This window comes from Pseudochrobactrum sp. sp1633 (assembly GCF_030376605.1).
Classification (GTDB): Bacteria; Pseudomonadota; Alphaproteobacteria; order Rhizobiales; family Rhizobiaceae; genus Pseudochrobactrum.
Genome location: NZ_JARRAE010000008.1, coordinates 37,962 through 63,235, shown reverse-complemented (window position 1 = coordinate 63,235; position 25,274 = coordinate 37,962). Strand labels below are relative to the sequence as shown.

The 25,274-nt window shown below is 53.1% G+C and carries 21 protein-coding genes and 1 pseudogene; 2 read left to right on the top strand and 20 right to left on the bottom strand.

The window, feature by feature from the left end; all coding sequences use genetic code 11:
• Positions 1-24 precede the first annotated feature (24 nt).
• The 4 genes from P8H26_RS10855 to P8H26_RS10840 form a co-directional block, all read right to left on the bottom strand.
• Positions 25-807: an amino acid ABC transporter ATP-binding protein gene (locus P8H26_RS10855; protein ID WP_289633017.1), complete on the bottom strand. Its 783-nt coding sequence runs from the start codon at positions 805-807 to the stop codon at positions 25-27.
• Entirely contained in the window at positions 804-1,766 is a 963-nt protein-coding gene (locus P8H26_RS10850; RefSeq protein WP_289633016.1) for an amino acid ABC transporter permease, read from the bottom strand. Before P8H26_RS10850 ends, P8H26_RS10855 begins: the two co-directional genes overlap by 4 nt.
• Positions 1,763-2,650 (bottom strand): ABC transporter substrate-binding protein, encoded by an 888-nt coding sequence (locus P8H26_RS10845; protein WP_289633015.1) that lies wholly within the window; start codon positions 2,648-2,650, stop codon positions 1,763-1,765. Before P8H26_RS10845 ends, P8H26_RS10850 begins: the two co-directional genes overlap by 4 nt.
• Positions 2,651-2,718: 68 nt before the next feature.
• On the bottom strand, positions 2,719-3,672 hold the full coding sequence (locus P8H26_RS10840; protein ID WP_289633014.1) for a nitrate ABC transporter substrate-binding protein: 954 nt from the start codon (positions 3,670-3,672) through the stop codon (positions 2,719-2,721).
• Positions 3,673-3,773: 101 nt separating this feature from the next.
• On the opposite strand from P8H26_RS10840, the gene P8H26_RS10835 reads away from it, so the two are divergent.
• Complete coding sequence (locus P8H26_RS10835; protein WP_289633013.1) at positions 3,774-5,105, top strand: PLP-dependent aminotransferase family protein; 1,332 nt, start codon at positions 3,774-3,776, stop codon at positions 5,103-5,105.
• A 6-nt stretch (positions 5,106-5,111) separates the two neighbouring features.
• Here P8H26_RS10835 and P8H26_RS10830 read toward each other — a convergent pair whose 3' ends face one another.
• The 9 genes and pseudogenes from P8H26_RS10830 to P8H26_RS10785 form a co-directional block, all read right to left on the bottom strand.
• The gene (locus P8H26_RS10830) at positions 5,112-5,705 is read right to left on the bottom strand and encodes an NTP transferase domain-containing protein (RefSeq protein WP_289633012.1); all 594 of its coding nucleotides are present in this window, start codon (positions 5,703-5,705) and stop codon (positions 5,112-5,114) included.
• Positions 5,698-6,621 carry an XdhC family protein gene (locus P8H26_RS10825; RefSeq protein ID WP_289633011.1) on the bottom strand — a complete coding sequence of 308 codons (924 nt, stop codon included), beginning with the start codon at positions 6,619-6,621 and terminating at the stop codon, positions 5,698-5,700. Before P8H26_RS10825 ends, P8H26_RS10830 begins: the two co-directional genes overlap by 8 nt.
• A 76-nt stretch (positions 6,622-6,697) precedes the next feature.
• A complete protein-coding gene (locus P8H26_RS10820; protein ID WP_289633010.1) occupies positions 6,698-7,960 on the bottom strand; it encodes a cytochrome c in 1,263 nt (420 codons plus the stop codon).
• Positions 7,957-8,496: a (2Fe-2S)-binding protein gene (locus P8H26_RS10815; RefSeq protein WP_289633009.1), complete on the bottom strand. Its 540-nt coding sequence runs from the start codon at positions 8,494-8,496 to the stop codon at positions 7,957-7,959. The genes P8H26_RS10820 and P8H26_RS10815 overlap by 4 nt, the downstream gene beginning before the upstream one ends.
• A complete protein-coding gene (locus P8H26_RS10810; RefSeq protein ID WP_289633008.1) occupies positions 8,493-11,249 on the bottom strand; it encodes a xanthine dehydrogenase family protein molybdopterin-binding subunit in 2,757 nt (918 codons plus the stop codon). The genes P8H26_RS10815 and P8H26_RS10810 overlap by 4 nt, the downstream gene beginning before the upstream one ends.
• A 674-nt stretch (positions 11,250-11,923) precedes the next feature.
• Positions 11,924-12,739, bottom strand: a complete 816-nt coding sequence (locus P8H26_RS10805; RefSeq protein WP_289633007.1) for an SDR family NAD(P)-dependent oxidoreductase — start codon at positions 12,737-12,739, stop codon at positions 11,924-11,926.
• A gap of 21 nt (positions 12,740-12,760) precedes the next feature.
• Positions 12,761-13,501, bottom strand: a complete 741-nt coding sequence (locus tag P8H26_RS10800) for an SDR family NAD(P)-dependent oxidoreductase (RefSeq protein ID WP_289633005.1) — start codon at positions 13,499-13,501, stop codon at positions 12,761-12,763.
• Between the two features lie 71 nt (positions 13,502-13,572).
• Positions 13,573-14,868 (bottom strand): annotated as a pseudogene (locus P8H26_RS18155) (MFS transporter).
• 143 nt (positions 14,869-15,011) lie between these two features.
• A complete protein-coding gene (locus P8H26_RS10785; protein ID WP_289633003.1) occupies positions 15,012-15,947 on the bottom strand; it encodes an alpha/beta hydrolase in 936 nt (311 codons plus the stop codon).
• A gap of 190 nt (positions 15,948-16,137) precedes the next feature.
• Between P8H26_RS10785 and P8H26_RS10780 the strand changes: the two genes are divergently transcribed.
• Positions 16,138-17,040 carry a LysR family transcriptional regulator gene (locus P8H26_RS10780; protein ID WP_289633002.1) on the top strand — a complete coding sequence of 301 codons (903 nt, stop codon included), beginning with the start codon at positions 16,138-16,140 and terminating at the stop codon, positions 17,038-17,040.
• Positions 17,041-17,053: 13 nt separating this feature from the next.
• Here the strand turns inward: P8H26_RS10780 and P8H26_RS10775 are convergent, their stop codons facing one another.
• The 7 genes from P8H26_RS10775 to P8H26_RS10745 all read right to left on the bottom strand — a co-directional run bounded on the left by P8H26_RS10775 (position 17,054) and on the right by P8H26_RS10745 (position 25,056).
• A complete protein-coding gene (locus P8H26_RS10775; RefSeq protein ID WP_289633001.1) occupies positions 17,054-17,377 on the bottom strand; it encodes a GNAT family N-acetyltransferase in 324 nt (107 codons plus the stop codon).
• A 30-nt stretch (positions 17,378-17,407) separates the two neighbouring features.
• A complete protein-coding gene (locus P8H26_RS10770; protein WP_289633000.1) occupies positions 17,408-18,058 on the bottom strand; it encodes an NADPH-dependent F420 reductase in 651 nt (216 codons plus the stop codon).
• A 121-nt stretch (positions 18,059-18,179) separates the two neighbouring features.
• Positions 18,180-19,217, bottom strand: a complete 1,038-nt coding sequence (locus tag P8H26_RS10765) for an LLM class flavin-dependent oxidoreductase (protein ID WP_289632999.1) — start codon at positions 19,215-19,217, stop codon at positions 18,180-18,182.
• Between the two features lie 75 nt (positions 19,218-19,292).
• Positions 19,293-19,967 (bottom strand): FMN reductase, encoded by a 675-nt coding sequence (locus P8H26_RS10760; RefSeq protein WP_289632998.1) that lies wholly within the window; start codon positions 19,965-19,967, stop codon positions 19,293-19,295.
• A gap of 63 nt (positions 19,968-20,030) precedes the next feature.
• Positions 20,031-21,158 carry an LLM class flavin-dependent oxidoreductase gene (locus P8H26_RS10755; protein WP_289632996.1) on the bottom strand — a complete coding sequence of 376 codons (1,128 nt, stop codon included), beginning with the start codon at positions 21,156-21,158 and terminating at the stop codon, positions 20,031-20,033.
• 217 nt (positions 21,159-21,375) lie between these two features.
• The gene (locus tag P8H26_RS10750) at positions 21,376-23,805 is read right to left on the bottom strand and encodes a PIG-L family deacetylase (protein ID WP_289632995.1); all 2,430 of its coding nucleotides are present in this window, start codon (positions 23,803-23,805) and stop codon (positions 21,376-21,378) included.
• 21 nt (positions 23,806-23,826) lie between these two features.
• Entirely contained in the window at positions 23,827-25,056 is a 1,230-nt protein-coding gene (locus tag P8H26_RS10745) for an ROK family transcriptional regulator (protein ID WP_289632993.1), read from the bottom strand.
• Between the last annotated feature and the right edge of the window lie 218 nt (positions 25,057-25,274).

Here is a 25,274-nt window from a genome sequence, read left to right as displayed (position 1 = left end):
TTACCAGAAAAGCCTTTAAATGTGTCAGATGAACCGGCCAAGGAAACTGCGGGTTCGTGGATGCTGCGGATTTTCCAGCACCTGCTCCGGCGTTCCCTGTTCAACAATACGTCCGCCATCGATGAAAACAACCCGGTCAGCTGCCTCGCGGGCAAAACCGATCTCATGCGTTACGACAATCATAGTCAGTCCCTGACTGGCAAGATCGCGCATGGTTGTCAGAACCTCCCCTACGAGTTCCGGATCAAGCGCCGAGGTCGGCTCATCAAACAGCATCAATTTTGGCTGAATAGCCAAAGCACGCGCAATCGCTACACGCTGTTGCTGCCCGCCGGAAAGCTGACGCGGATAGGCGTTAATTTTATGCGACATATCCACTTTAGCCAGCAATTCGCGTGCAATTGCCTCTGCCTCAGCGCGCTTTTTGCCATGCACGCCCATCGGTGCTTCAATCACATTCTGCAATACAGTCATATGAGGATAGAGGTTGAACGACTGGAAAACCATGCCGATCTGGCTGCGCTGTTTGGCAATCGCACGATTGGAAAGTGCAGTGAGACGGCCGTTTTTCAGTCTGTAGCCGATCTGCTCATCATCAACAAAGATGGAGCCCTGATTGATGGTTTCCAGATGATTGATACAGCGCAGAAATGTCGATTTTCCTGAACCGGAAGGTCCGAGAATAACAATCACCTCTCCGGCATTCACCTCAAGATCAATGCCTTTCAGCACTTCAATATGATGAAAAGACTTATGCACATTATGCGCGCGTACAAGCGGCGCCTTTTGGCTTACAACGGATGTCATCGGGCACCCTCCTGTTCGGTGCTGCCTGCTATAGTTGTCTGAGCAGGTACTGCCCCCTCATCTTTAGCCGCAGGGCCACCGCGTTCACCGCGATTATAGTAGCGCTCAATGGCACTCTGACCGACATTCAGAATAGAGGTGATCAGCAAATACCACAGCACTGCAACCATCAGCATCGGCATGACTTCGAAAGTACGGTTGTAGATCGACTGTACTGAATAGAGCAGATCCGCCATTGCAATCACACTCACGAGTGAGGTCGCTTTAATCATGCTGATCAGCTGATTGCCGGTTGGCGGCACAATGGAACGCATAGCCTGCGGGATAATGATGCGGCGCAATGCACGCGCTTTGGTCATCCCAAAGGCTTCAGCTGTTTCCGCCTGCCCTTTATCAACCGAGAGCAAACCGCCACGGATAATTTCAGCCATATAGGCTGCTTCGTTCAAAGCCAGACCAACAATTGCTGCCGTCAATGGTGTAATCACATCATTGGTATTCCAGCTGACCAGCGTAGGCCCGAACGGAATACTGATCGACAGCTGCGGAAACAAGGTGGACAGATTATACCAGAAAATAAGCTGAACCAGCAGCGGCGTACCACGGAAAAACCAGATAAACAGGCTGGACAGCGAACTGAACAGACGATCATCAGACATGCGGGCAATAGCGAGAAACAGGCCGAGAATGACCCCGAGGATCATGGCGACAACTGTCAGGCCAAGCGTGATTGTCAGCCCCTGCATAACGGTCGGATCAAAGAGATATGCGCCGACAACCGGCCAGCCGAAATTCGGATTGACGGCCACAATATACAGAAAGTTCCCTGCCACTGCCAAAGTAAACAGCCAGAGCAGCAGACGATCGGTGCGAAAAGGCTCATGCGCTTTGGCGACGTCGTAAAGATCGACGCCGCCTGATGCTGCCTTTTTGTTTTCACTCAAGGCAGAGATGGTCATTTCGCAGTCTTTCCGGCCAGATTAATACCGGCAGCCTGAATCATATTATTTTCAAGACCCCATTTCTTCATGATGGTTGCGTAGGTGCCGTTATCAATCAGAACCTGCAATCCATCACGCAGAACTTCGCTCAATGGCGAGTTTTTCGGAACAACCGCGCCCTGATACAGGTCATCAAAGCCGTTCTTCTCACCCACGCCTGCCAGCTCCAGCTCACCGTTTGACTGCTGCACAAAATAGGTTAGCGGTGCCTGAGATGAGAAAAATGCATCAGAGCGCTTTGACCGGACAGCCAGAATAGAAGTCGGCTGGTCTGTGAAAGACTGCACCTGAATGGCTTCTTTTCCGTCTGCCACACATTTCTCAGCCTGCGCTTTGATAACCTTTTCCGCAGAACCACCGGCCATAACAGCAATGCGCTTGCCACAGGCTGTATCGAGAGAAACAATGCCCTCAGGATTGCCCTTGTGAACCGCGAAAACCACAAATTCCTTCACCCAATCCACAAAGTCATTCGCTTCCTGACGGGAAGGAAAGTCGCCGATCGGACCAAAACCAAACTGGTAACGTCCGGCGCTGATACCGCTCAGAATAGCCGGAAGACCGCTCACTGTTGTGTGCTCAATTTTAACACCGAGCACTTCTCCCAGAGCCTTGGACATATCCGCGCTGGCGCCGCTCATGTCCCGCCCGGTCACGATTTCATACGGAGGGAATGAGCCGCTGTTCACAGCAACCATTTTTCCGGCTTTTACAAACTCTTCCGGCAGACGGGTATGGAGCGCTTCATTAAGCGTCTGTGCAGGAATTGCCGCATCCTGAGCGAATGCAACCTGTGTCAGCAATGTACCGAAAACGGCGGCGATGAGTGATGTTTTATTCATAGTTTCCTCCCAGGGAACGATTAAAAAACTAAATTGGCGTGTGCAGTTTCCTCAGCTCTCGAAATGGCTCAAGCGTAGAAAGGAAACAGCTCCTCAACTGTCAGTTTGCGCGGTAAGATGCCCTGAATGAACAATTCCTGCGCGAAATCATTGATCATAGCGCTATTGGCTTCCAAACCGCTTGTATTCCAGTTTGCAGGCAAGTCCTGTGCGGTTTTCAGCAATTCATCGAGCATCCACGGTGTTGTTTCAGCATATTTGCGACGCTTCGCTGTCCAGACACGCTGGCTCTCATCCAACAGATCACTCAGCTCCTGAGCCACCCACGGATTTTCCTCGATAATTGCAGACTTAATACCGATCAGATGCATGCCCGGCACATAGCCGACATCGTCAAAATACGCACGCTCCGCACTGCGGAAATCAGACAACACCTGACGGAAACCGGAATTGCTGTCGAAATAACCATCCGGCATAAACGGCGTGAAAACCGCATCCAGCCAGCCTTCGCGCAGCAGCTCCATCATCGGGCGCTCATCCGGCACGGCTTCAATTCTTCCTTCACGGCCAAAACCGTCAAGCCGGTCTGTGATCGGATGTGTTTCTGTGAGACGACCAGCATACCAGAAAGCGTCTTCAACGCCGATACCATCGCGGCGCAGTGCAGCACGCGTCCACGTATTGCCGGAATCGCGCCAGCCGGTCACACCTATTCTTTTGCCAGCCAGCTGTTCAAAGCTCGTTATTTTGTTGTCGCTGCTGGTGATAACGCAACGATGGCGGAAACCGCGCATAATGAAATTCGGTACGGCAACAACGCTTTTGTCGCCTTCAGCGCACATAGACGTATAGCGGCTGAATGACATTTCCGAAGCTTCATGATCTACATCCTGCCCCGGATGAGACACCAGTGTGCCGACACGATCGACAACCAGCTCCAGTTTTGACGACCGTACATCTCCCAATGCCAAAGGTGTCAGATAGTCCCAATCCCTCACAGCAATCCGCAGTTTAACTGACATTTCCAGTCCCTTATAAATTCTTATGCACAAAGGAAGCTAAATGTTCATTTTCAACTGATCAAATGGTATTACGTTACTGAACATTAATTCGGACAACTATTATGGCTACTGATTTTTCATCGCAATGGTTTGCGGATCACCTTGAAGACAGAACCACGCGCGGCATTGCGCGCGATATGGCAGCCTTGATCAGACGCGGCACTCTGCCGGTTGGCACCAAATTACCGCCGATACGTGATCTCGCTTATATGCTGGGCATCAGCCCTGCCACGATTTCTGAAGCGCTGAGTGAACTGCGCAAGCTGAAAATCATTCATGGCAGAGGGCGCAACGGCACATGGGTCTGCGGCGACCATTTTGCTGCGAAGCCGCAGCGCCTGATGAGTTTCGGCAATTACGGCACAGATGTACTCGACCTTTCGATGGCGATACCCGATGTCAGTCTGCTGCCCTCATTGGAAAAAGCATTGCAGCACGGTGCAAGCGCATCCAACCTCAACAGCTATCATCGTGAACGCATCCTGCCGGAACTCGAAGATGTGGTGCGCCGCGACTGGCCTTATGAGCCAGAAGCCTTTCTGGCAACCAATGGCGGATATAATGCAACCTACACATTGCTGCATGCCTTGGTAACACCCGGCGCATCTATTGCCATTGAAGACCCCACAGCCATGCGTTTGCTGGATATTCTTGAAGACTTCGGTGCCAAAATCATTCCGGTGACCTGTGATAATGACGGGCCTTTACCGTCTTCACTTGCAGAGGCGTTGCAAAAAAAGCCTGCAGCCTTTCTGTTCCAGCCCCGCGTACACTCCGTCACGAGCCATTGCATGAGCCATGAACGGCTGATGGCGCTGGGAGATGTTCTTGAAGGAACTGACACGCTCATCATTGAGGATGACGGTGTTGCCGACATTACATTCGCACCCCGCCAGACCCTCGGAAAGCGCTTTCCAGATCGTGTCGTTCACATTCTGTCTTATTCCAAAAGTCTGGGGCCCGATCTGCGACTGGCAGTACTTTCAGGCTCCGCATCTGTTGTTGAGCAAATCCAGTCCTATCGCAGCTTCAGCTCCGGCTGGACAAGCCGCATCCTGCAATCGGCAGTCGCATGGTTGCTCAATGATGAAGCCACACAAACTGGTCTTGAGCGGGCAAAGCAGATTTATCATCAGCGCGCCCAGATGTTCGCCGATGCTTTGTCCGGTTACGGCGTCCAGACACCACGCAATAGCGGCTTATGCTGCTTCCTGCCTGTGACCTCCGAGCAGTTTGCAATGATCACGCTTGCAGCAAGAAACATAGCCGTTGCACCGGGCTCAAAATTCTCTGTGCGTCCGATGAATGCAGTGCGCATTGCGACCAGCATTTTACAGGACGAGCATATTGAGGAGGTTGCCAATGCAGCTTTTCTGGCGAGCAAACCTGTCTAAAAAGACTTATTCAGGGGAAGTACGCTGCAAAATCTGCCTGACATTTTCATAATCATGCACCGTATCAATATCAGCAATAGCAGATGCATTCATAGGAACAAAATCCGCTTGTGACAGCAGAGATCGCGCTCCGCCTTCTCCTGCAAGCGGCAAAGCCCGCAAATGCTCCGCCGAGCACAATGCAGGCGGCCCCTGATAGATTCCGGATGAAGATGCAACAACCGGCGCATGGCTCATACCGCTTGCTCTTAAAAGCTCTTCAATATGGGATCGGGGAACAAGCGGCATATCTGCCAGACATATCAGCACCCGCTCCTGCTGGATTTCAGCCAGACCGCGATGCAGGGAACCGAGCATGCCCGTATCAACATCTTCGGTCAGCGCCAGTGTAAAGCCTGCATCCGCATAGGCTTGTGTCCACGGCGCAAAGCTGCGGCAGGTTACAATCCGCTCGCCCCATGAAAAGCCGTTAAGCACCTGCAATATATGGTGCGCTACCGGTCTGTCGCCTAGCATCGTACCGAGCTTATCAGCTCCCGCATAACGCGAGCCCGCTCCTGCACCCAAGACCAGAACAGCAACCGAAGACGCATCAACCATGACGTACATCCTTGGCTTGTTCTGTCTTGCGCGCCATAATCTCAGCCAGAACCGATACAGCTAAAGAGCGTGCATCGCGCACAGGGCCGAACAGGCCAATTGGCGCGGACAACCGCGCAACCTGTTCTTCCGAAAAACCGCCTTTCAACAATTGCTCACGCCGTGCCGCATGGGTGCGCCTGCTGCCGAGACAACCAATATAAAAAGCGCGGCTCGTCAGCGCCCATTTCAGCAGCGGCAGTTCCTTATCAAGATCATGCTGGAGAAAAACGACTGCCGTCGCATCATCTGTATCCGCAGGCAGTACATCACGCACAGCCTCGATATTCAACGCTGTTGCAGCCTGGTAAAGCACTTCGCTTTCCAGCCCCTTCCCCAGAAGCACAAGGCGCAATGCAGGCGGCAGAGCAACGGCAAACTGGTCTTCATGCCAGCCGGTGCTGCGCGATATTTCTGAACAAGTCAAAGTCTGGTTCTGAGGATGATAGAGCAATGCAGCTGCCTGTCGGCGCGCATGAAGCTCCAGCACCACTTCCAGCGCCTGCGCATCTCGCAGCACATGGATCGCCAACACAATGCCGCCGCCGCAGGGCAAAACCACATCAAAATACGAAGACCCTTTGCCGAGCCGCAATATTCTGTCCTGCTGCTCTGCCAGCGCCTGCACGGCCTCGTGTGCCACGACACCTTCAACACAGCCACCGGATACCATGCCGCAATAACCGCCCGTGACATTCACGGCCATCATCGCACCGGCAGCGCGGGAAGACCCGCCGATAATTTCCGTCAGCATAACCAGTGCACAAGACTTGCCCTGCTGCACAGTTTCATGCGCAAAACGCAGCACATCAATCGTCTGATCTGTATGAAATAAGCGATGCACATCGACTTTATCGGGTACGATACCATCGTCCATAGCAATGATGCCTTATAAAAATTATATCTCAAAAACAGACCGGCGGATTTGCACCCGCCGGTTTAAACAAGCTGATTTAGTGGCTTGCTTTCTCAATGTCCTGCACGGTGATATTGGCAGGCTGGCCGCCCCATTCAGCGCGCATATAATTGACGAGATCAGCAATTTGCTGCTTTGTCAGCGCATCTTTGAAACCCGGCATGGCCTGCATTACTTCACCATTGCCAAGACGCTGCTCGGCAATACCATCCACAATCACATGGATCAGATTGCTCGGATCAGCCAGCATCGCACTGGTATTGGTGGTCATTGCGGGCGCAATATGCGGCTTGCCTTCACCATCCACGCCATGGCAACCGGCGCAGACAGCCATATAGGCATCACGACCGCTCTGACGCAGTGCAGCATCAATCGCCACCGGTGCCTGCTCAGGTGCTGCCGGAAGCTTGTCGCCGGTCAGATAGGTCTGAATAGCGGCAATATCCTCATCCGTCATATATTGGGATGAGTGCAGCAATACCGGATACATTTCCAGTGTCATGGTGCCCTGTGGCGACATACCGGTCTTGAGGAATTTACGCAGATCCTCAGTCGTCCAGCCACGGGCAGCAAGCGCTTCAGGCTTCAGGCTCGGACCTGTAATTTTGCCCAGCACACTGCCTTCATAGGCTGACGCCAGTTTCAAGCCGCCAATCGCATTACGCGGGGTATGACATTCCTGACAATGGCCGAGAACATCGGTCAGATAAGCACCATTGGCCTGTTCCGGTGTGGCATTGGCAGGCATTTGCAGCTTCGGATTGACCAGATTCCAGTAAGACAGTGCCCAGCGCTGATTAAACGGGAAAGACAGGCCCAATTCCGGATTGGCACGTTTCACCGGCTGCTGATCCATCAGATAGGCATAGATCGCATCGGAATCTTCCGGACGGATTGTGTGATAGGACACATAAGGCATCGCCGGATAAATCCACTTGCCGTCTGCGCGTACACCATCCACAACCGCATGATAGAAATCAGCCGATGTATAGTTGCCGATACCGGTTTCTTTATCCGGTGTAATATTGGTGCCGTAGATCACGCCGAAAGGCGTTTCTATCGGATGACCGCCGGCATAAGGCGCACCATCCGGCGACTGGTGACAGGCCGCACAGTCAGCAACAGCGGCAAGATATTTACCGCGCTTGATCAGCTTCGCTTTATCGTCGCCGGAAACAGTCAGACGCTGCTCGGCCGCCTTATCATCATAGGCTGATTTTGCCGGCCAGAACGGCACGGAGGCCGCGACCACAGCGCCGACAACACCAAGCCCGAGAATCCATTTGATTACTGGTTTCATTTAACAAGCCCCGGTGTGTTCATGACAACATCATGCACCGCACTGTAATAGCGCACATAACCCGTGCAGCGACAGATATGGTCATTGAGGGAATCTTCAATCACCTGCTTCACGTCTTCCTTCGCCACAGGCTCTTTCTGCAAACGCTCCACCAGAACGGTAGCAGCATTCACAAAGCCCGGTGCGCAATAGGAGCACTGGAAGGAGAAATGGTCGAGGAAGGCTTCCTGAATGGCAGACAGTTTCAGCTGACCGTCTTCACCCTTGGTCGCATGGCCTTCAACCGTGCGGATAGAGCGGCCGTTGAAATAATGGGCACCGGTAATGCATGTGCGCATTTCGCGGCTGGTACCATCCGGCTCATCCACAATCACGGTGCAGGCACGGCACAATCCCTGTCCGCAGCCAAAACGGCTGCCGGTCAGATCGGCATATTCATGCAGAAAATCCACCATCGGCAGTTCGTCGGGAACTGTCATCGGCCCTACTTGCTGGCCGTTGATGCGCATGCTGATTTCGCGTGTCGGGATACTCATGATAATGCCTCTTTAATCTTTTCTTCCGTCAGCGGGAGTTCACGCAGATGTTTACCGATTGCATGGGCAACCGCATTGGCAACCGCAGGAATGGTCGGGATTTGCACCACTTCTGCAATGCCTTTCGGATGATCTTCCTGTTCTGTAACCGGCAGAATATTTGCTGTCTGGTTCCAGACCGCCACGTCTTTACCGCGTGGCAGACGATAGCGGTTGAAGTTCCAGTCACCGCTGCCGGGACCCTCTTCATAGAGCGGCATGCCTTCATATAGCGCATGGCCGACCGACATGCCGATACCGCCCTGTAACTGACCGGACACAAATTCCGGTACCAGCACACGTCCGCAATCCAATGAAGAATGATGCGACAGAATTTTCACTTCGCCGGTACCGCGGTTAACAGTAACCTCGATCAGCGCCGAAGCCGGTGCAAAGCGTGACCAGCTCGCATTATCCACCTGCGGGTCCATATAATGCACATTGCGGCGCTCAATACGCTGCCACTGATCGGAACCGGTCTGGATCGCCAGACCGTCAATCGGACGGCGGCTGGTTTCACCGAGAATATCGTAATCAGCCTCGCCCCAGCCCCAGCGGTCAAAGGCGTGTACCATCGCGCCGGTAATGCCCTTCAGCTCATAGGCTTTGGCGGCAAGTTCTGCCAGCGTCAGCGCACGGCCATCGGCAAGCGTGAATTTCTCATCTTTCCACGAGGCAGCGGCTGCCTCTTCCAGCGAGACATTCCATAATGCCGCTGCCGCAGGCAGAATACCGCGCTCATAAATGAGACGTCCAGCTTCATGGGTACCATGGGTGAAGTAGAACGCACTATTTGTGGCACTCGATGCCGAAGCCATTGCCGGTGTCCAGCGCGGATCCGGCGACATCTCATCCTGATGGGCTTTGTCCATCACAAACGGATTGAGCGTGGCAAACATTTCCAGCGGCGCCCAGTCAAGAGCAGCGCTTTCAATCTCATCGGCCGGTTTACCCAACCAGCGCGAGCACATCAGTGCCTGCGTGCTGACTGCACCAGTGCCGATTTCCACGGCAATATGATGCAGTCGGATTTTGCCTTCCGGTGTCAGAACAATCGAGGCTGCCACAGCTTCGTTGGAGTTGCCGAAGCCCTTTTTGGCTATCGCATAGCCAACACCATATTTCAGCGCAGGGTTTTCTGCTTCAAACTCGGCTTTGCGTTTGGCGCGGTTTGCCCAGACCGGATGCGCACGATCAGCTTCGATCATTTCACGCATACGGCACAGGCTCAGCGGAAATGCACCGGCAGAGCTGCGTTCCCCGTCCTGCAACGCATTGATCAGACGCAGTTCCATCACGTCAACGCCCAGTTCTTCAGCCAGTTCTTCCACCAGCATTTCTGTGCCGAACTGCGCTTCCAGTGAGCCGAAACCACGCACAGAACCGGACATCGGCGCACGGGATGAATGGGCAATGGCGGCAATATCGTTTTTAGGGAAATAATAAATCCCCTGCGCCGCACCGGCAGCAACCTGTGTGACCGGTGTGGTATAGTTCTGACGGCCGCCGCCATCCAGCTCCAGATCAGCCGCAAGAGCCTGCATTTTCAGCGTCTTGCGGTTGATGCCCAGACGATATTTCATGCGCAGCGGGTGACGCTTGATCGCTGTCTGGAAATGTTCTTCACGATCCAGCGCCAAACGCACCGGACGGCCTTCAGCAAAGAGCGCAGCAACAATACCGTAATAAGGGAACGGGCTATGCTCCTTGGTACCGTAACCAACCGTATAGGCCGGATGGCCTTTCAGCTCGCGCACATCAAAGGTGCTTTTCTTGAGCATGGCAGCGGTACCGGTCATCACCTCATGCGGACTCTGGCTGGCCATAACAATTTCAAGCTTGCCGGATTTTGCATCATACCAACAATTGCAATTGTCCGGTTCAAGCGCTGCCGCATCAATGAAAGGCGAATAATATTCACGCTCGATCACATGCCAGTCTTCAGGCGGCGTGTTCAGCTCTGCGCGAATACCCTCGGCATAGGCCATGCCGCGTCCCATTGCATCACCGGATGCATCAGCCTTCGGCCAGTTGACATCATTCTTGTCATAGGTTGCAAAAACATAGCCGTCATCAACCGGGTTAAACAGGTCTTTCTCGGCCTTCGCACCGCCTTCGCCCTCAACACGGACAAAGCGGAAATTGGCCAGCGGGCCCTGCTCAACAGGCGCGGTTGTTTCACCATAGCGGATGATCTCATCACGCTTGGTTTTATAAATGCGCTTGGCAACGGAGAAACGAGCAAAATCACGATAGATCAGGATTGCCAGCGGGTGACCGAGAAACAGCGGTACTTCGCCTTTCGGCGACAGCATTTTCTGGCCGTAAGTATAAGGATCGTAGAAATCCAGACCGGCTTTAACCGTGTCTTCGGCGGTGACCAGATAATCCGGCTGCAGATCTTCACCCAGCAAAGACAGATCAAGATCAAGGAACGGTGCATCGGCTCGAGTCGACCAGACCACGAAAGCATGCGCCTGTTCTTTCGGCCAGCCTGTCATATCCTTGGCGCGGATATCGCGGGCAAAAACCTTGGAACCTGTCACCTTTGCCACGCCGTCAACACGGCGCTTGAGCTGGGTTGTACCTTGCGGGAGCGGTAAGTCCAGAATCTGCTTTTCAAACAATGCAGCGCGGGCTGCACGGATCGGAAGAATAGTGACCGCAATGCCGGACGCTGTAAACTTAAGAAAGTCCCTGCGTGTCGGTGTCATATAAGCTACTCCCAGAGTTACTATGCGTATCCCGAAAAACATGAAACAGCCTTCGGATAAGATGCGCGTTAATTCAAATTGTCAGGACAACGCCCTGATATTACTGCAAAACAACCATCAACAAGCCCGACCTAAATAAAGCCACGGTGAAATCAGGTCTGAAATTTACTGAAACTACTCAACATTATGTAGTATAGAATATCTGAAATCTTAATGAAGGCAGAATATATCAATGCCTGCACGTTTTTCATTCAGATATAGATTTGGTGTACTTATGCCTTACTCAATCATCATTCATCATACGAAAATACCATCGACGAGAACGAGTGAAATCTGCGCAAACCCGACCAATATTCAGCTAACTTTATATAGCTATCATATTTTAGAACAGTTTCAAGTTCAAGAAAATGTGCACAACTAACCTGTTATTTAATAAAGGTTTTTAAAAATTCACATATGCCGCGCCCTCGGCAGGAACCATTATACATGGCGCGGCACAAAGATTCGTAATTTTTAACCGGTACTCGGCATGATAAATTTATACTTGAGTTAATTTATCATATATAAGAATAGTTTGCTCTCATAGAGGCCATTGCAACTGTACAAACTGACAATAAAAAGCGGGCGCGGCAGTCAATAAACCGCAACGCGCCACGCCACACAAAACCATAAACTTACAGATTGCCCGTAGCTTTGCCGATACGCCAGTAAATACCACCACCCGTCATACCACCATCAACCGGCAGGTCTGCTCCGGTGATGAAAGATGCATCCGGCCCCAGCAGGAATACAACGGCAGCCGCAATCTCATCAGGATCAGCCCCGCGTGATAGCAAAGTCGCATCGCGGTTACCTTCAAAAAACACTTTGGCTTTTGCAGTATCATGCTCGGCATTCGGCCGTAATGCCATTGGCGTTTCCACCAAGCCCGGACAAACCGAATTTACCCGGATATTCCGGTCAGCCAGTTCCAGAGCCGCAGCACGGGTCAGGCCAAGCAAGCCCCACTTACTCGCGCAATAAGCAGCACTGAAATAACCGGTCAGCCCCGCTGTGGACGATATATTCACAATCGCCCCGCCATTCTGCATAACCGGCGCAAGAATGCGGATGCCAAGAAACGCACTGGTCAGGTTAATGCCGATCAGCCGCTCCCATTCTTCAGGGCTGGTCTGTGTAACAGTCTTACGCAGTGTGATACCCGCATTATTCACAAGCGCATAAAGCTTGGCACCATCAGCTTGCAAACGCTGTGCCAGTTCTTCCCATGAAGCAGGGTTTGCAACATCAGCACGCTGAATATGCAGCCGATCCGCCCATTGCACTGCTGACTGGCGAAGCTCATTCCAGCTGTCATCTTCCGCCGGTAAAATATCCACAGCATAGACAGATGCCCCTGCGCGCAACAAGCGCAGAACCTCGGCGGCGCCCTGCCCGCGGGCACCGCCGGTAATAACCGCGGCTTTACCATTCCAGTAATCTTGCGTCATGACTATCTCCTCCCCACCGGATCAGGCTTTGGATGCGCCGCCGTCAACGGCGATGACATGGCCTGTCACATAGGAGGCAAGATCGGAGGCAAGATAGGCAACCGTTTTGCCGATCTCTTCAGGCTGCCCCAGACGACCAGCAGGAATTTTTGCCAGATAAGCCTGATACACTTCCGGATTACCGTGCATCCAGCTGCTCATTGGCGTCTCAATAAAACCGGGTGCAATGGCATTCACTCGAATACCGAGCGGGCCCCATTCCAGCGCCAGACATTGCGTGAGATGCGCTACGCCCGCTTTCGCCGAAGCATAATCAGGGCAGTTCGGGCGGGTCTTAATACCGGCATAACTGGACAGGTTAATGATAGCGCCGCTGCCCTGTTTTGCCATTTGGCGGGCTGCGGCCTGCGCCCCGAAAAATGTGCCCTGCAGATTGATGGTGAGCGTTTTCTGCCAGTCCGACAGTTCCAGATCCAGTGCATCCTGACGCTTTAGAAAACCTGCATTATTGACCCAGATATCAAGACTGCCTCTGGTCGCCGCAACATCCGCTGCCAAAGCACGCAATGCATCCACATCGGTCACATCAAGCTTGCGAAACTCAGTGTTTTCCGGAAGGGCGTCAGGCGCATGAAGATCGGTCATCACCACATGAACGCCCTGCGCGGTCAGTGCCTCTACAGTCGCCAGACCGATACCGCCATTGGCGCCGGTCACCACAGCAACCTTGCCGGCGAGATCAGAAAGAGTAACATTTTGCATCGGTAAATTCCTGATTGATAGCGGCACTCTGCTGACAGAGTGCCATGTAGAAATGCTGTAAAAATCCGGATTTAAGTGCCGGATTTACCTGATGACGGAACCGTAATGTCATTAAGATCGACACCGGAAGTTTCACGGATCATCATGGATGCAATGCAGGCGACGAGACCAAGGAACATCACATAGCCAAGGTAGATATGTCCCATGCCGATCGTATTGAGCCATGTGTTCAGATAAGGCGCAGTACCGCCGAAAATCGCAACCGAAAGGGATGAAACAAATCCGACACCACGGGCGCGTGCCTGTGTCGGCACCTGCTCAGCCAGCAAGGCCGGAAAGATTGCCGCGAGCAGAGCCCAGCCGCCAAGCCCCATCAGCTGCGCAACAAACAATGTCCACGGCTGATCGGTAACAATACGGTCAATCGGAATGGTGAACAGAATAACGGCCAGCCCCCATGCCATGACCATCGGCTTGCGGCCGTATTTATCAGACAGCATACCGCAGACCGGAAGCCACAGAATACATGCAAACTGCGCGAGCAAACTGGCAAAATATGCGCCGGAAGGATCCATGCCACGCACAGCAATTGCAGTCGAAGGAGCAAATGTGACCCATGTATAATAGGCCGCATTACTGGCAGCGCCCAACATAACAATATTCAGCGCAATACGTGCTGCCTGACGACCGGTGATCTCAATTTTAGCAGGCCCGCCTTCTGAGGTGCTTTCTTCAAAAACAGCAGATTCCGATGCGCTGCGACGCAGAATCAAAGCATAAAGCCCAAGCAGTGCACCGGTAGCAAAACCGACACGCCAGCCCTATTCATTCATTGCTTCTACTGTGAGCAAAATATTCAGCAACGCAGCCAGAGCCGTTGCCGCCATCACACCAACAGTTACGCTGACAAATACGCTGCTCGACCACAGGCCACGGCGTTCTTGCGGTGCAATCTCGGCAACATAGGTAAAAGCCACACCGGATTCACCACCATGCGCGAGTCCCTGCATAAAGCGGCACAGAAACAGCAAAACAGAAGCCGCAACACCGATGCTGTCATACCTCGGTATCAGTGCAATACCCAGACTGGTCAGCGCCAGCAGGCTCATGGTGAGCACCAGCGTCAGCTTGCGGCCATAGCGGTCGCCAAGCAGACCAAAGACCCAGCCGCCGACGGGACGGGCAATAAAACCACCGGCGAATACCGCCAGCGTGGCCAGCAAGGCCGATGCCTTATCCGTATTATCAAACAGGTTACGCGCCAGATAGACTGAGAAAATGCCGTAAAGCGTCCAGTCAAACCATTCCAGTGCATTGCCTGCGGAAACGGCGCGCAACGATTTCAGCCGCTGCTGCCTGTCAGTCATTGTCGTCAATGTATATCCTCCCGGGATCAAAACATTTCCAGCAAAACCGGTTTCCGGCTTTGCGTTTATAATTCCTCAAAACAACGCGTCAGAGCATTTCCGATGAAACAGATTAAATCGGTAAAGCTTTGGTGTTGCTGTATTTATCCGAGCAGATGCTCTGCAAACCACGCTGTGGCAGCAGAGCTCGTTTTGTCAAAATATTCGCGGTAAACAACGTAGTGGCCGCCTGGAACCAGCATCAGCTTTTTAGGCTCCAGCGCTTGCTGAAAAGCTTCCTGCTGCATATCGCTCGGTGTCAGCGCATCTTCCGTCGCAGCAATCATCAGCAGCGGTGTCGGCGCAATCCGCTTGATATAAACACCCGGTTCGTAAGTGCGTGCCAGTTCCAGCGAGCGCAGGGTGATCTCATTCACCCACTCCGGACAACGTGCTGCCTCACCGGTCATATAGCTGTATGAATCTATACCCGGATATGCGACGCGCGCATTCGGATCAGCGTCCACGGTCAGAATTGTAGCGGGAGCAGCGCCCGTCAGGCGGGCTTCACGATCGGCTTCAAACGCAAGACGCAGTGCAGCAGCCTTATCGCCGCTCACACGACGCTGTGCAGCGAGAAAACCGCTGATTGTCGGCACCTGTGCCACAACGCATTTAACCCGCTTGTCGATTGCAGCAACATAAAGCGCATGACCGCCGCTATAGCTGGAACCCCAGATACCAATTTTTTCACGGTTAACTTCAGGCCGGCTGCGGATGTAGGAGATTGCAGAGCGAAAATCTTCAACCTGTCGATGCGGATCAATTTCCTGACGTGGCAGTCCTTCACTTTTGCCAAGATTACGAAAGTCGAATGTGAGAGCAGCAAAGCCCGCATTGACCGCAGATGCCGCATAATCTTCAAGATCACCACCTGCAACCATGCTCCAGCCATGTGCGAAAACAACTGCCGGAACCGGACCCTGCGCATTGGCTGGCATGTAGAATGTGCCGCGGATACGGCTCCCCTCAACAATAAATTCAATCGGCTCAGCCGATCCATTGAGCTCAACAGCAACATCAGATCCGTGTGATTGCATAATGCTCTCCCTTCCAGTAGCAAAACAGAATATGGCCTATTTGTTTCCACGAAGGATGAGTCCGATCAAGGTTGATTTCACGCATAATCTATCGTATTTTCCGATCGATCTAAACATCTAAAAACCTACCCCGTCAGCGCGCTCTGCCTCAGCGCACGCTGATCAGGATTACAAAAAAGCAGAGAAAATCATGGATTTACGCCAACTTGAATGTTTTCTCGCCGTTGCACAGGAGCTGCATTTCGGCAGAGCAGCTGAAAAACTGTCCATGAGCCAGTCAACGGTCTCGGAAACGATTAAAGCGCTGGAGAGAACGCTCGGCGCCCCTGTTTTTGATCGCACCAGCCGTCGGGTCAGCCTGACCAGACTTGGCGAGAATCTGCGCCGCGGCAGTGAACCGGCTGTTATTGCATTGCGCGCAGTTTATAATGATTGCAGGAGACAAGCGGCGGGCAAGATGCGGCAGCTACGTATCGGCTTTCTGGGCGGCGGGTTTTATGAACTGCATTCTCCGCTCGTCGCAGAATTTGCCGAGCGCCATCGCGACGTTGAGCTGGAATTTGTCGAGCTGTCCTATTTCAATCATTTTTCTGCTATAGCGGACGGCAGCGTCGATGCCGGTTTCTGCCGTCTGCCACTTGGTAACGACTGCCTGATTAACGGGCCCGTCGTTATGCGGGATCAGCGCATGTTATGTGTACCTGAGGGGCATGCTTTCACACAATATGCGCTGCTCGATCCCGAGCGCCTCAGCGAAGAAACGCTGGTGCGTGTTACCCCCGGATCAGTGAGTGAGGAGTGGGATCATTTCCATTTTCCCCGCCATACACCGCAAGGCAAACCGATCGCTCAGGGCACTGTTGTCAGAACCATCCGTGAGGCCATTGCAGCCGTTGCCTCTAAGCAGGGGCTGGTTATGCTGACAAAACGCGCCGGAAACTATTACGCAACGCCGGGCATCAGCTTCGTCGAGATTGACCTGCCGCCGACACCGTCAGCTCTGGTCTGGCGAAAAAATGACATCCGCCCGATTATTCAGGATCTCAACGCAACATTGGTACGTATCGCCAAGCGATACGGCACCATGTCGTGATATCTGACAGCACTCAGACAACAGGTTCTTCACCCGGAGCAATCGTCATAACATCCGCCCAGTCGGGATGACGTCGATATTGCGCCCGCACATATGGACAAAGCGGCAGAATGCGAAAAGTATTTTTACGTGCATCCTCAACCATATAGGTCACAAGTGCTGCGGCGGCACCGGTACCACGCATGGAATCCGGCCCTCCGGTATGATCCGCACTGATAACGCCGTTAGCGCGGCGGGTAAAAGTAATCTCGGTTTCGCCTTCAACACCGTCAACACGTGCCACATAGCGCCCGTGGCGTGTGTCTGTGTCTTCCTTGCTCATTCTAATATCAGTCATTCAACCCTCTCCTTTTGAACTTGTGGCCTGTCAGCTTGCCTGTTTCAGAGTAAGTGCTTCCAGCATATCCGCACGGGTAAACGGCGCACCGAAAACCGGTGTACCAGTATCAAACATCCGGCTTTCAATCAGAAGCCCCGCATCTACCGGATCAAACCCAATCCGGTCGATAAATCCGGCAACCTGCCTGCGGGCCTCCGCATCATTACCGGCAATAGCCAGCGCGCGGCGTTGCGGCTCACCGTTTGGTCGGGCTTCCTCATCAATCTCATGATAGCCCATATGGTTGAAACTGCGCACCAACCGCGACTGCAACAGGAATTTCTGGATCACTTCGCTACTGGAAGTTCCTGTTTCAAACTCAGCAAGAGTTCCGTCCGTCGGCGCCCAGTAATTCATTGCATCAATAACGATTTTGCCCGCCAGCAGTTCCGGCTGCAGCTGACGATATTTGGACAAAGGCAACGCAAGGATGACGATATCGCTTTCTGCAATCACGTCCTGCGCGGTTGCGGCAACGGCACCCGGCACCATGATTTCGAGCAACAGCGCAATCTCTGCCGGTGATTTGGATGTCGCAATCTTCACCGCATAACCCGCCGCAATCGCGCGACGGGCTATAGCGGTGCCGACACGCCCGGCACCCAGAATACCAATTGTTTTCACTTCTGTGATCTGCATATCAGCAATCTCCTGTTACTTGAAAGCGTATCCCGAAAAGTAGGAACCGCTTTTCGGATAAGATACGCGCAGAAACAAATGGATGGAGTATTTTCAACAATTCGGTTTAAACCGAAAATACTCAATCCACGCCAAGTTCCGCATCAACCAGAGGCTTCACTTTGGTTCCCAGCAATTCAATCGAACGCAGAAAATCCTTATGCGGCATCTGCCCCACATCCATCTGGAAAAACTGGCGCATATGCCCGAGCTGTTTCTGCAAGGTGATAATACGTTCTGCAATTTCCTCCGGCTCACCGGCAAAAATCGCACCACCGCCGCTGGCTTCACTGTCATAATGCGAGCGTGGCGGCGGTGCAAAACCACGGATTTTGCCCAGCTGCTCCATCACCGCATGCCAGTGCTTCCAGAAGAAATCCTTGGCTTGCTTGGCATTCTCACCAACAAAACCCGGTACTGCTACCGAGACTTTCAGCTGTTCCGGAGCAATCTCAGCCTGAGCACCCGCACGACGGTACAATTCGGCCAAAGGTGCAAAACGTGCAGCCTGTCCGCCGATAATCGCATAGGAAATCGGCAGTCCGAGAATACCGGCGCGTACCGATGAATGCGGATTACCACCGGTTGCCAGCCAGATCGGCAGCGAGCCGCTTTCAGGACGCGGCACAACCAGCGCCTCGTTCAAAGCCGGGCGGAATTTGCCCTGCCATGTCACGCTTTCGCTCTCATTGATCTTCAAAAGCAGATCAAGTTTCTCAGCATAAAGCTCGTCATAGTCATTCAAACTCTGACCAAACAGCGGGAAAGACTCTGTCGAAGAACCGCGACCGGCAGTAATCTCAGCACGGCCGTTCGACACGGCATCCAGCGTTGCAAACTGCTGATACACACGCACCGGATCATCGGTGCTCAGCACAGTTACCGCACTGCCCAGCTTGATGTTTTTGGTTGTGGCTGCCGCAGCACCAAGAATAACTGTTGCCGCAGAGGCCGGCATTTCCCGTGTATGGTGTTCACCAATACCGAAATAATCCAAGCCCACGTCATCGGCCAGCTGAATAGCTTCCAGCAGGTTGCGTGTTGCATCTGCCGTTGAGCCCAGCTCACCGGTCTGTGCATTTTTCTGTACATCGCCGAAACTATAAACACCAAGTTCCATAATACTGGCTCCTTTCAGTGCGGCATCTCAATGCCCGCACTTTGAATTTTCTAAATATGTGTCGCTGTCTGTTTATCAACCGGCTGTGCCGGTGCGCCCTTTAAGCAATTGCGCAAATGGTGTGACCGTCTGGCTGAGCTGCACACCGGAATCCCGCTTGCGCTGATCACCAATATTCGGGACAAAACCACCGACACCGCTCTTTTCCGCTACAACCAGCACTGCAAATTCACTGGCCGCACGCTGCACGCGGGAAGACAGATCATGTCCGGCTTCACCGCTGCCAAAATCTTCAGTCGCAGCGAAAACACCGGTCGGCACAACTGTCGCCCGCAGGTAAGAAAATAACGGCCGCAAAGCATGATCCAGCACCAGCGAATGGCGTGCTGTTCCCGCTGTTGCCGCAATAATCACCGGCATATTGTTCAGTGTATTGGTATCCAGACTGTCAAACAGCATTTTGAACAGCCCGCTATAGCTGGCCGTGAAAACTGGTGTAACCGCGATCAGCCCGTCAGCCGCAGAGATTTTCTCTTTAACCTCAGAGAGATGCGGCGTCGGAATACCGCCGGTTGCCATAGTCGTGGCCAAGTCCATAGCCAGTTCACGCAGCTCGATGACCTCAATCTGCGCTTCTTCACCGCGCGCACCGATTTGTGTAGCTGTTGCCTGTGCAATCTGATCTGCCAGCATACGGGTTGATGATGGCTGTGACAGACCTGCACTCAATACAAGAATACGACGTGTCATAATTATCTCCGTTCATTGGCAGGGAAGGAGCAGAGATATCCCTGCCCCTTAATCAAACCTGCCTCATGCTGGCTGTTCTGCGCTCTCGCCCGGAATGACCTTACGGTGCTTGCCGCCCTCGCCCTGTGCTCGCAGGCTTGCATGACTTGGCGGATCACTCGGAATATGCGCCGGACGCCGTGCTTCAAACTCTTTACGCAATACCGGCACCACTTCCGTGCCGAGAAGCTCAATCTGTTCAAGCACCATCTCTTCCGGCAGACCGGCATGATCGACAAGGAACAACTGACGCTGATAATGACCGGCATAATCAGCAAAACTCAGCGTTTTCTCAATCACCTGCTCCGGCGAACCGACAGTCAGCGGGGTCATTTCCATAAAATCTTCCATGGACGGTCCGTGACCATAAACCGGCGCATTATTGAAATAAGGCCGGAAATCACGAATGGCATCCTGACTGTTTTTACGCATGAAAATATGCCCGCCAAGACCGACAATTGCCTGATCCGCACTGCCATGACCGTAATGTTCAAAGCGCGAACGATACAGATCGATCATCTGCTGGGTGTGTTCCTTGTTCCAGAAGATGTGGTTCGCGAAGAAACCATCCCCGTAGAACGCAGCCTGTTCAGCAATTTCCGTACTGCGGATTGAGCCGTGCCAGACAAATGGCGGCGTATCATCAAGCGGTGCCGGTGCCAGTGTAAAACCACGCAAAGGCGTGCGGAACTGACCCTGCCAATCCACTGTTTTCTCACGCCACAAACGGCGCAGCAGATGATAATTCTCAATCGCCAGCGGAATACCCTCACGGATATCCTTACCGAACCACGGATAAACCGGCCCTGTATTGCCGCGCCCCATCATCAGATCAACACGACCATCGGCCAGATGCTGCAGGATTGAAAAATCCTCGGCAATCTTCACCGGATCATTGGTGGTAATCAGAGTAGTCGAAGTCGTCAGCTGAATCTTACTGGTTTTAGCCGCAATCCAGCCGAGCATAGTCGTCGGTGAAGACGGCACAAATGGCGGATTATGATGCTCGCCGGTAGCGAAAACGTCGAGACCGACTTCTTCCGCCTTCAGCGCATATTTCATCATCGACATCAGCCGCTGATGTTCGCTCGGGGTTTTGCCGGTTGTCGGATCAGTTGTTACGTCACCAACGGTAAAAATTCCAAACTGCATGAGTACACCTGTCCGTTTGTTCCTGTGTCAGGAATAAGCACCAGAGCGGTTTACGTTCCATTTGGATCATAGCGCTCGCTCTGGATTCTTTAGTGGTCGCATTATCACGGCCGTCAGTTGATCCAACTTGACTGTGAAATGCTCTAAAGTGCGTTGTTAACAGAAACATAATCAGTTCAGATTTTTGCAGTAGTCAGTAGAATTGCACTAGACTGTCCTAAATATCAGACAAACTCTCATCATCCGCACCACTTACCAGATTGGCCATCAGACGGAATGCCCCCGCAACCAGCCTGTCCATCTGGTGATGCAACACAAGACTGGTGTGCGTGTGCCGCCCTTTGCCAATCCGTGCAGACAAAAGCGCACCGGTTAACGGCTGCTCATTGGCATCATGCATCGACAATAACGGCTGATAGGTCTCGTCCCAGAGAGAAGCAAAATAAAGCCCGCGCTCTTTATTCCAGCCCTGCCAATCTTCATCTGTTATGCAATTCGGCCAATTGAGCAATCTATGCTCCGGTGCCAGAACGGTGACCGTCGCTGCGGGATCAGTCACCCGCCAGCGTAAGGACGGCGAGCCGATTTTCAACGGGCGCACCGGTGTTGACTGCGGGTTCCAGCCATCGGTCGGGCGATGATAAAGCGTCAGCAAATGACCGCCATTTTCAACATAGGCATGTAAGCGTGCTGTTGCCTCAGCCAGATCACTCCTTAGGCCAAAAGCAAAAATACCGACAACAATGCTCGTGAATTGTTGCAGGTCACCGGCCAGATGTTTCGGCTCCAGCTCCGTCACATCCAGCCCCATACGGCTTAGCCACAGACCAACACGATCAGCCCCGCCGCCGATATAACCGATGTGCGCGCCTTGCGGCAGTTTCAGATCCAGCGCCAGCACATTCAACAATTCCGGCTCGCGATACATCACCCGCCCGATATGCGGATAGGCAATTGGCGTCTGCCGCACGGCATCACGACCGGCAATCTGCGCTTTTAAGCGGAACAATCCGGCTTCCGGTTTTTCCGGCGCATGAAGATTTATCCCATCGATATCTTGCACAACCGACCAGCCACTATCGCTGACAAAACGCACAGGTTGCGGATCACCGCTGACAGTTACACTCACCAGCCATTGTGTTTTGCCTGCCGGATCAAGAGGAACAATCACCGCTTCCGGCTCAATCCGCACAGACTGGGCAGGCACCAGCGCAAATTGCTCTGTAAGATCAAAGTCCGCTTTGGCCTGATAGTCCGAGAACTGCGCCGATATCCGCACATAGAATTCACCATTGCCGCCAAGTGAAGACCAGACCGGCCGGTAAAGCGGGTTGAAAGCCGCCTCTGCTCCGGCTTTCACATCAAAGGACTGAGTGATCGTGGTTGTTTCATGCGCATAGGCCTCACAATGCTCCGGCAAAACCGGCTCAACCTGCGTTTGATACAGCGCATGACCAGTGCCAAGCCGGACTTGCAACAAAGCTTCATCGGCAGGTGACATTACCGGCGGGGTCAACTCGGCTTCGTCAAAAATCGCCGCAGCTTCAATCAATGCAGCATCAATCTCTGTCTTTTTCCGCAACAAGCGATGGTCATGAGCAAGCAAAAAATCTGCCGGTGCATCGGCGCGGATAATATCAATATTACGCGCAGCCGATACCAGAGAAGCGATGATTGCATCACGGTCAGGGAAAACGGCAATAGCACTCTCAACCGCTTTTTGCGCATCCTGCAATGCTTGGGCGACAACTTCAGACATCTCCGCATGACCCACTAAGGCCGCCAGATTGGCTGGCAGATTATCCAGAACGGAAACCTCTGCGCAATTCATTTTTGCCAGCAGCAGATGCAAAGGCCACTGTATTTTTGGTTCCTCCGGCCAATGTCCCATACCCTGCGAAGCGTGATAATAACGCGACCATTCCCCGATACGGTCATACTCCGCACCCGTCACCGGTTCGCGCTTATCTGCATGGACAATAAGTGTGGCCTCAGGTGGCGGCACCTCATCATCATAAGTATCGCCCCCGCCAGACCATGCAGGCAGATAATATTTGGTGACCTGCCAAGGCTGCAGACCTTGCGCAAAATGCTCAAGAAAAGCCTGATCGTCAGCAGCCAGCGCAATCGCTCGTTCCGCCGCGCGCGTCATCGCACGGTGGTGACCATGCTGCCCCGGCACATCAAGAAATGTCGGAATTACAATATCCGGACGCTCACTGCGATAAGCACGTACAAGGCGCTCGACAATACGCTCCTCGCCCCATCGATCGAAAGTCCGGTCACCATCTTTAGAGAAGCCGAAATCATGCACTGCATCATCTGGCCCGTGACCAAGCCATGCAATATCGCAATCCAGTATCCGCGCGGCCTCTTCCATTTCACGGGAGCGCATCAGCCCCAAGGCACCGCCGCGTTCCGGCCCCAGCGCATTCTGCCCGCCCTCACCGCGGGTGGAACAGCCGATTATCACCCGCATACCCGCACCAAAGCGGAAAAAAGCCAGTAACCCGCTCTGTTCATCATCGGGATGCGCGCCAGTATTCATGACCGTAACCACCGAACGCAACCGGCTCAGCGTACGATGCAGGCGCATAAGTGCCGGAGCCGATTTTTGTCGTTCGATACGTTGGCGGTCAGTCAGCACCGGATGCCTCCCAAGAATGAATTACAAGTCAGCGAGCGTATCCAGTTTTGGTGTCATCGCTTCAAATAAAGGCAGCGCAGCAGCACCCAGTGCCGCCGTGAATTGTCCAGTATGACCACGTATTACCCGCGGCAAAGCACGGCTGCGGCGACTGGCAACGGAAATCGGCAATTGCCCCATCCGTGCTATCAGCCCGTCAATAATGACATCAGGCAGCATGCCGCCCAACACTACCGTTTCCGGATCAAGAATATTTTCAATCATGGCAATCATCGGTGCGAGATAAAGCGCGGCCTCATCCATCCACTCAATCAGTACCGGTTGGACGCTGTCATACAGTTTTTGCAGATCGTCAAAATCCGTATCCGTGACACCGGCCAAAGCCAGCTTTTCTCGCAGAACATGCAGCGATGCATAGCGCTCCAGACAGCCGCTTTGGCCGCAAGGGCAATCCTTGCCTTTTGGTGCAACTACGATATGACCAATTTCTCCGGCATTGCCGAAAGCCCCGCGAAACGGCACGCCGTCCTGTATCAACCCCAGACCGACACCAGCCCCGAAATAAATCATCGCGAAAGAAGAAATGGCATGTCCCGCGCCAAACAGGCGCTCGCCAACTGCCGCCGCATTCGCATCGTTTTCAACAGTAACCGGCTCACCGCAAGCTTCACTTAAAAGCGCCGCCGCATCCACACCTGACCAGCCGGGCAAAGTGGTCGGCCCCACAGAAGTCATGCCCTCAATATCAAACGGCCCCGGCATCACCACGCCAACACCCAGCAGCGGGGCAGAGAATTCCGCCTTCACCTGATCCACCTGTATACGCAACAGGCTGGAAAGCGCAGCGGGGCTGGTATCATGCACTGGTGTAATATGGCGCGAACGGGGTTGCCCTGTCAGATCAAGCACCGTCGTCACCATATGATCGGATGCCATTTCAACACCCATCGTCACAGCCCCGTCAGGATTGACCGCAAATTGTTTGGGTGGTTGACCACGTCCGGATTTGAGCCTTCCGGTCTCCATCAACAGATTTTCACAGACCAGCTCGTCGACAATATTGGCAATCGCCTGTGCCGTCAGATGGGTCAAACGCGCAAGTTGCATGCGTCCCAGCGAGCCGTGCTGACGCACAATATCCAGCACCACACGACGATTGTGATCGCGGATTCGCTCGGGGTTTTTGCCCAAAGTAATCAGCTGTGTGCCCGATTCTATGCCCGATTGTGTACTCATTGGCTGTGCGCCCATGCTGTCCCGTCCTGCCCGTCTCAAAAAATGATAAGCGAGAGCCTTCATAACCGCAATAGATTAACTCAAGTAAATTATCTTATTGACAAAAGCCCGTAAAATAGTGACCGTAGAGAATAGCGCTGCGGAGGAAAACGCGCCTGTAAAGCTAAAGCTGCAAGCAAGCCTTTGGCCAAGCTGCAATTTCCGAACACTGATTGCTAAAGCATGTCTCCAAA

Excerpts from the sequence above, each read along its gene's own strand:
- P8H26_RS10855 (WP_289633017.1), bottom strand. The coding sequence starts at position 807 with ATGACATCCGTTGTAAGCCAAAAGGCGCCGCTTGTACGCGCGCATAAT.
- P8H26_RS10850 (WP_289633016.1), bottom strand. The coding sequence starts at position 1,766 with ATGACCATCTCTGCCTTGAGTGAAAACAAAAAGGCAGCATCAGGCGGC.
- P8H26_RS10845 (WP_289633015.1), bottom strand. The coding sequence starts at position 2,650 with ATGAATAAAACATCACTCATCGCCGCCGTTTTCGGTACATTGCTGACA.
- P8H26_RS10840 (WP_289633014.1), bottom strand. The coding sequence starts at position 3,672 with ATGTCAGTTAAACTGCGGATTGCTGTGAGGGATTGGGACTATCTGACA.
- P8H26_RS10835 (WP_289633013.1), top strand. The coding sequence starts at position 3,774 with ATGGCTACTGATTTTTCATCGCAATGGTTTGCGGATCACCTTGAAGAC.
- P8H26_RS10830 (WP_289633012.1), bottom strand. The coding sequence starts at position 5,705 with ATGGTTGATGCGTCTTCGGTTGCTGTTCTGGTCTTGGGTGCAGGAGCG.
- P8H26_RS10825 (WP_289633011.1), bottom strand. The coding sequence starts at position 6,621 with ATGGACGATGGTATCGTACCCGATAAAGTCGATGTGCATCGCTTATTT.
- P8H26_RS10820 (WP_289633010.1), bottom strand. The coding sequence starts at position 7,960 with ATGAAACCAGTAATCAAATGGATTCTCGGGCTTGGTGTTGTCGGCGCT.
- P8H26_RS10815 (WP_289633009.1), bottom strand. The coding sequence starts at position 8,496 with ATGAGTATCCCGACACGCGAAATCAGCATGCGCATCAACGGCCAGCAA.
- P8H26_RS10810 (WP_289633008.1), bottom strand. The coding sequence starts at position 11,249 with ATGACACCGACACGCAGGGACTTTCTTAAGTTTACAGCGTCCGGCATT.
- P8H26_RS10805 (WP_289633007.1), bottom strand. The coding sequence starts at position 12,739 with ATGACGCAAGATTACTGGAATGGTAAAGCCGCGGTTATTACCGGCGGT.
- P8H26_RS10800 (WP_289633005.1), bottom strand. The coding sequence starts at position 13,501 with ATGCAAAATGTTACTCTTTCTGATCTCGCCGGCAAGGTTGCTGTGGTG.
- P8H26_RS10785 (WP_289633003.1), bottom strand. The coding sequence starts at position 15,947 with ATGCAATCACACGGATCTGATGTTGCTGTTGAGCTCAATGGATCGGCT.
- P8H26_RS10780 (WP_289633002.1), top strand. The coding sequence starts at position 16,138 with ATGGATTTACGCCAACTTGAATGTTTTCTCGCCGTTGCACAGGAGCTG.
- P8H26_RS10775 (WP_289633001.1), bottom strand. The coding sequence starts at position 17,377 with ATGACTGATATTAGAATGAGCAAGGAAGACACAGACACACGCCACGGG.
- P8H26_RS10770 (WP_289633000.1), bottom strand. The coding sequence starts at position 18,058 with ATGCAGATCACAGAAGTGAAAACAATTGGTATTCTGGGTGCCGGGCGT.
- P8H26_RS10765 (WP_289632999.1), bottom strand. The coding sequence starts at position 19,217 with ATGGAACTTGGTGTTTATAGTTTCGGCGATGTACAGAAAAATGCACAG.
- P8H26_RS10760 (WP_289632998.1), bottom strand. The coding sequence starts at position 19,967 with ATGACACGTCGTATTCTTGTATTGAGTGCAGGTCTGTCACAGCCATCA.
- P8H26_RS10755 (WP_289632996.1), bottom strand. The coding sequence starts at position 21,158 with ATGCAGTTTGGAATTTTTACCGTTGGTGACGTAACAACTGATCCGACA.
- P8H26_RS10745 (WP_289632993.1), bottom strand. The coding sequence starts at position 25,056 with ATGGGCGCACAGCCAATGAGTACACAATCGGGCATAGAATCGGGCACA.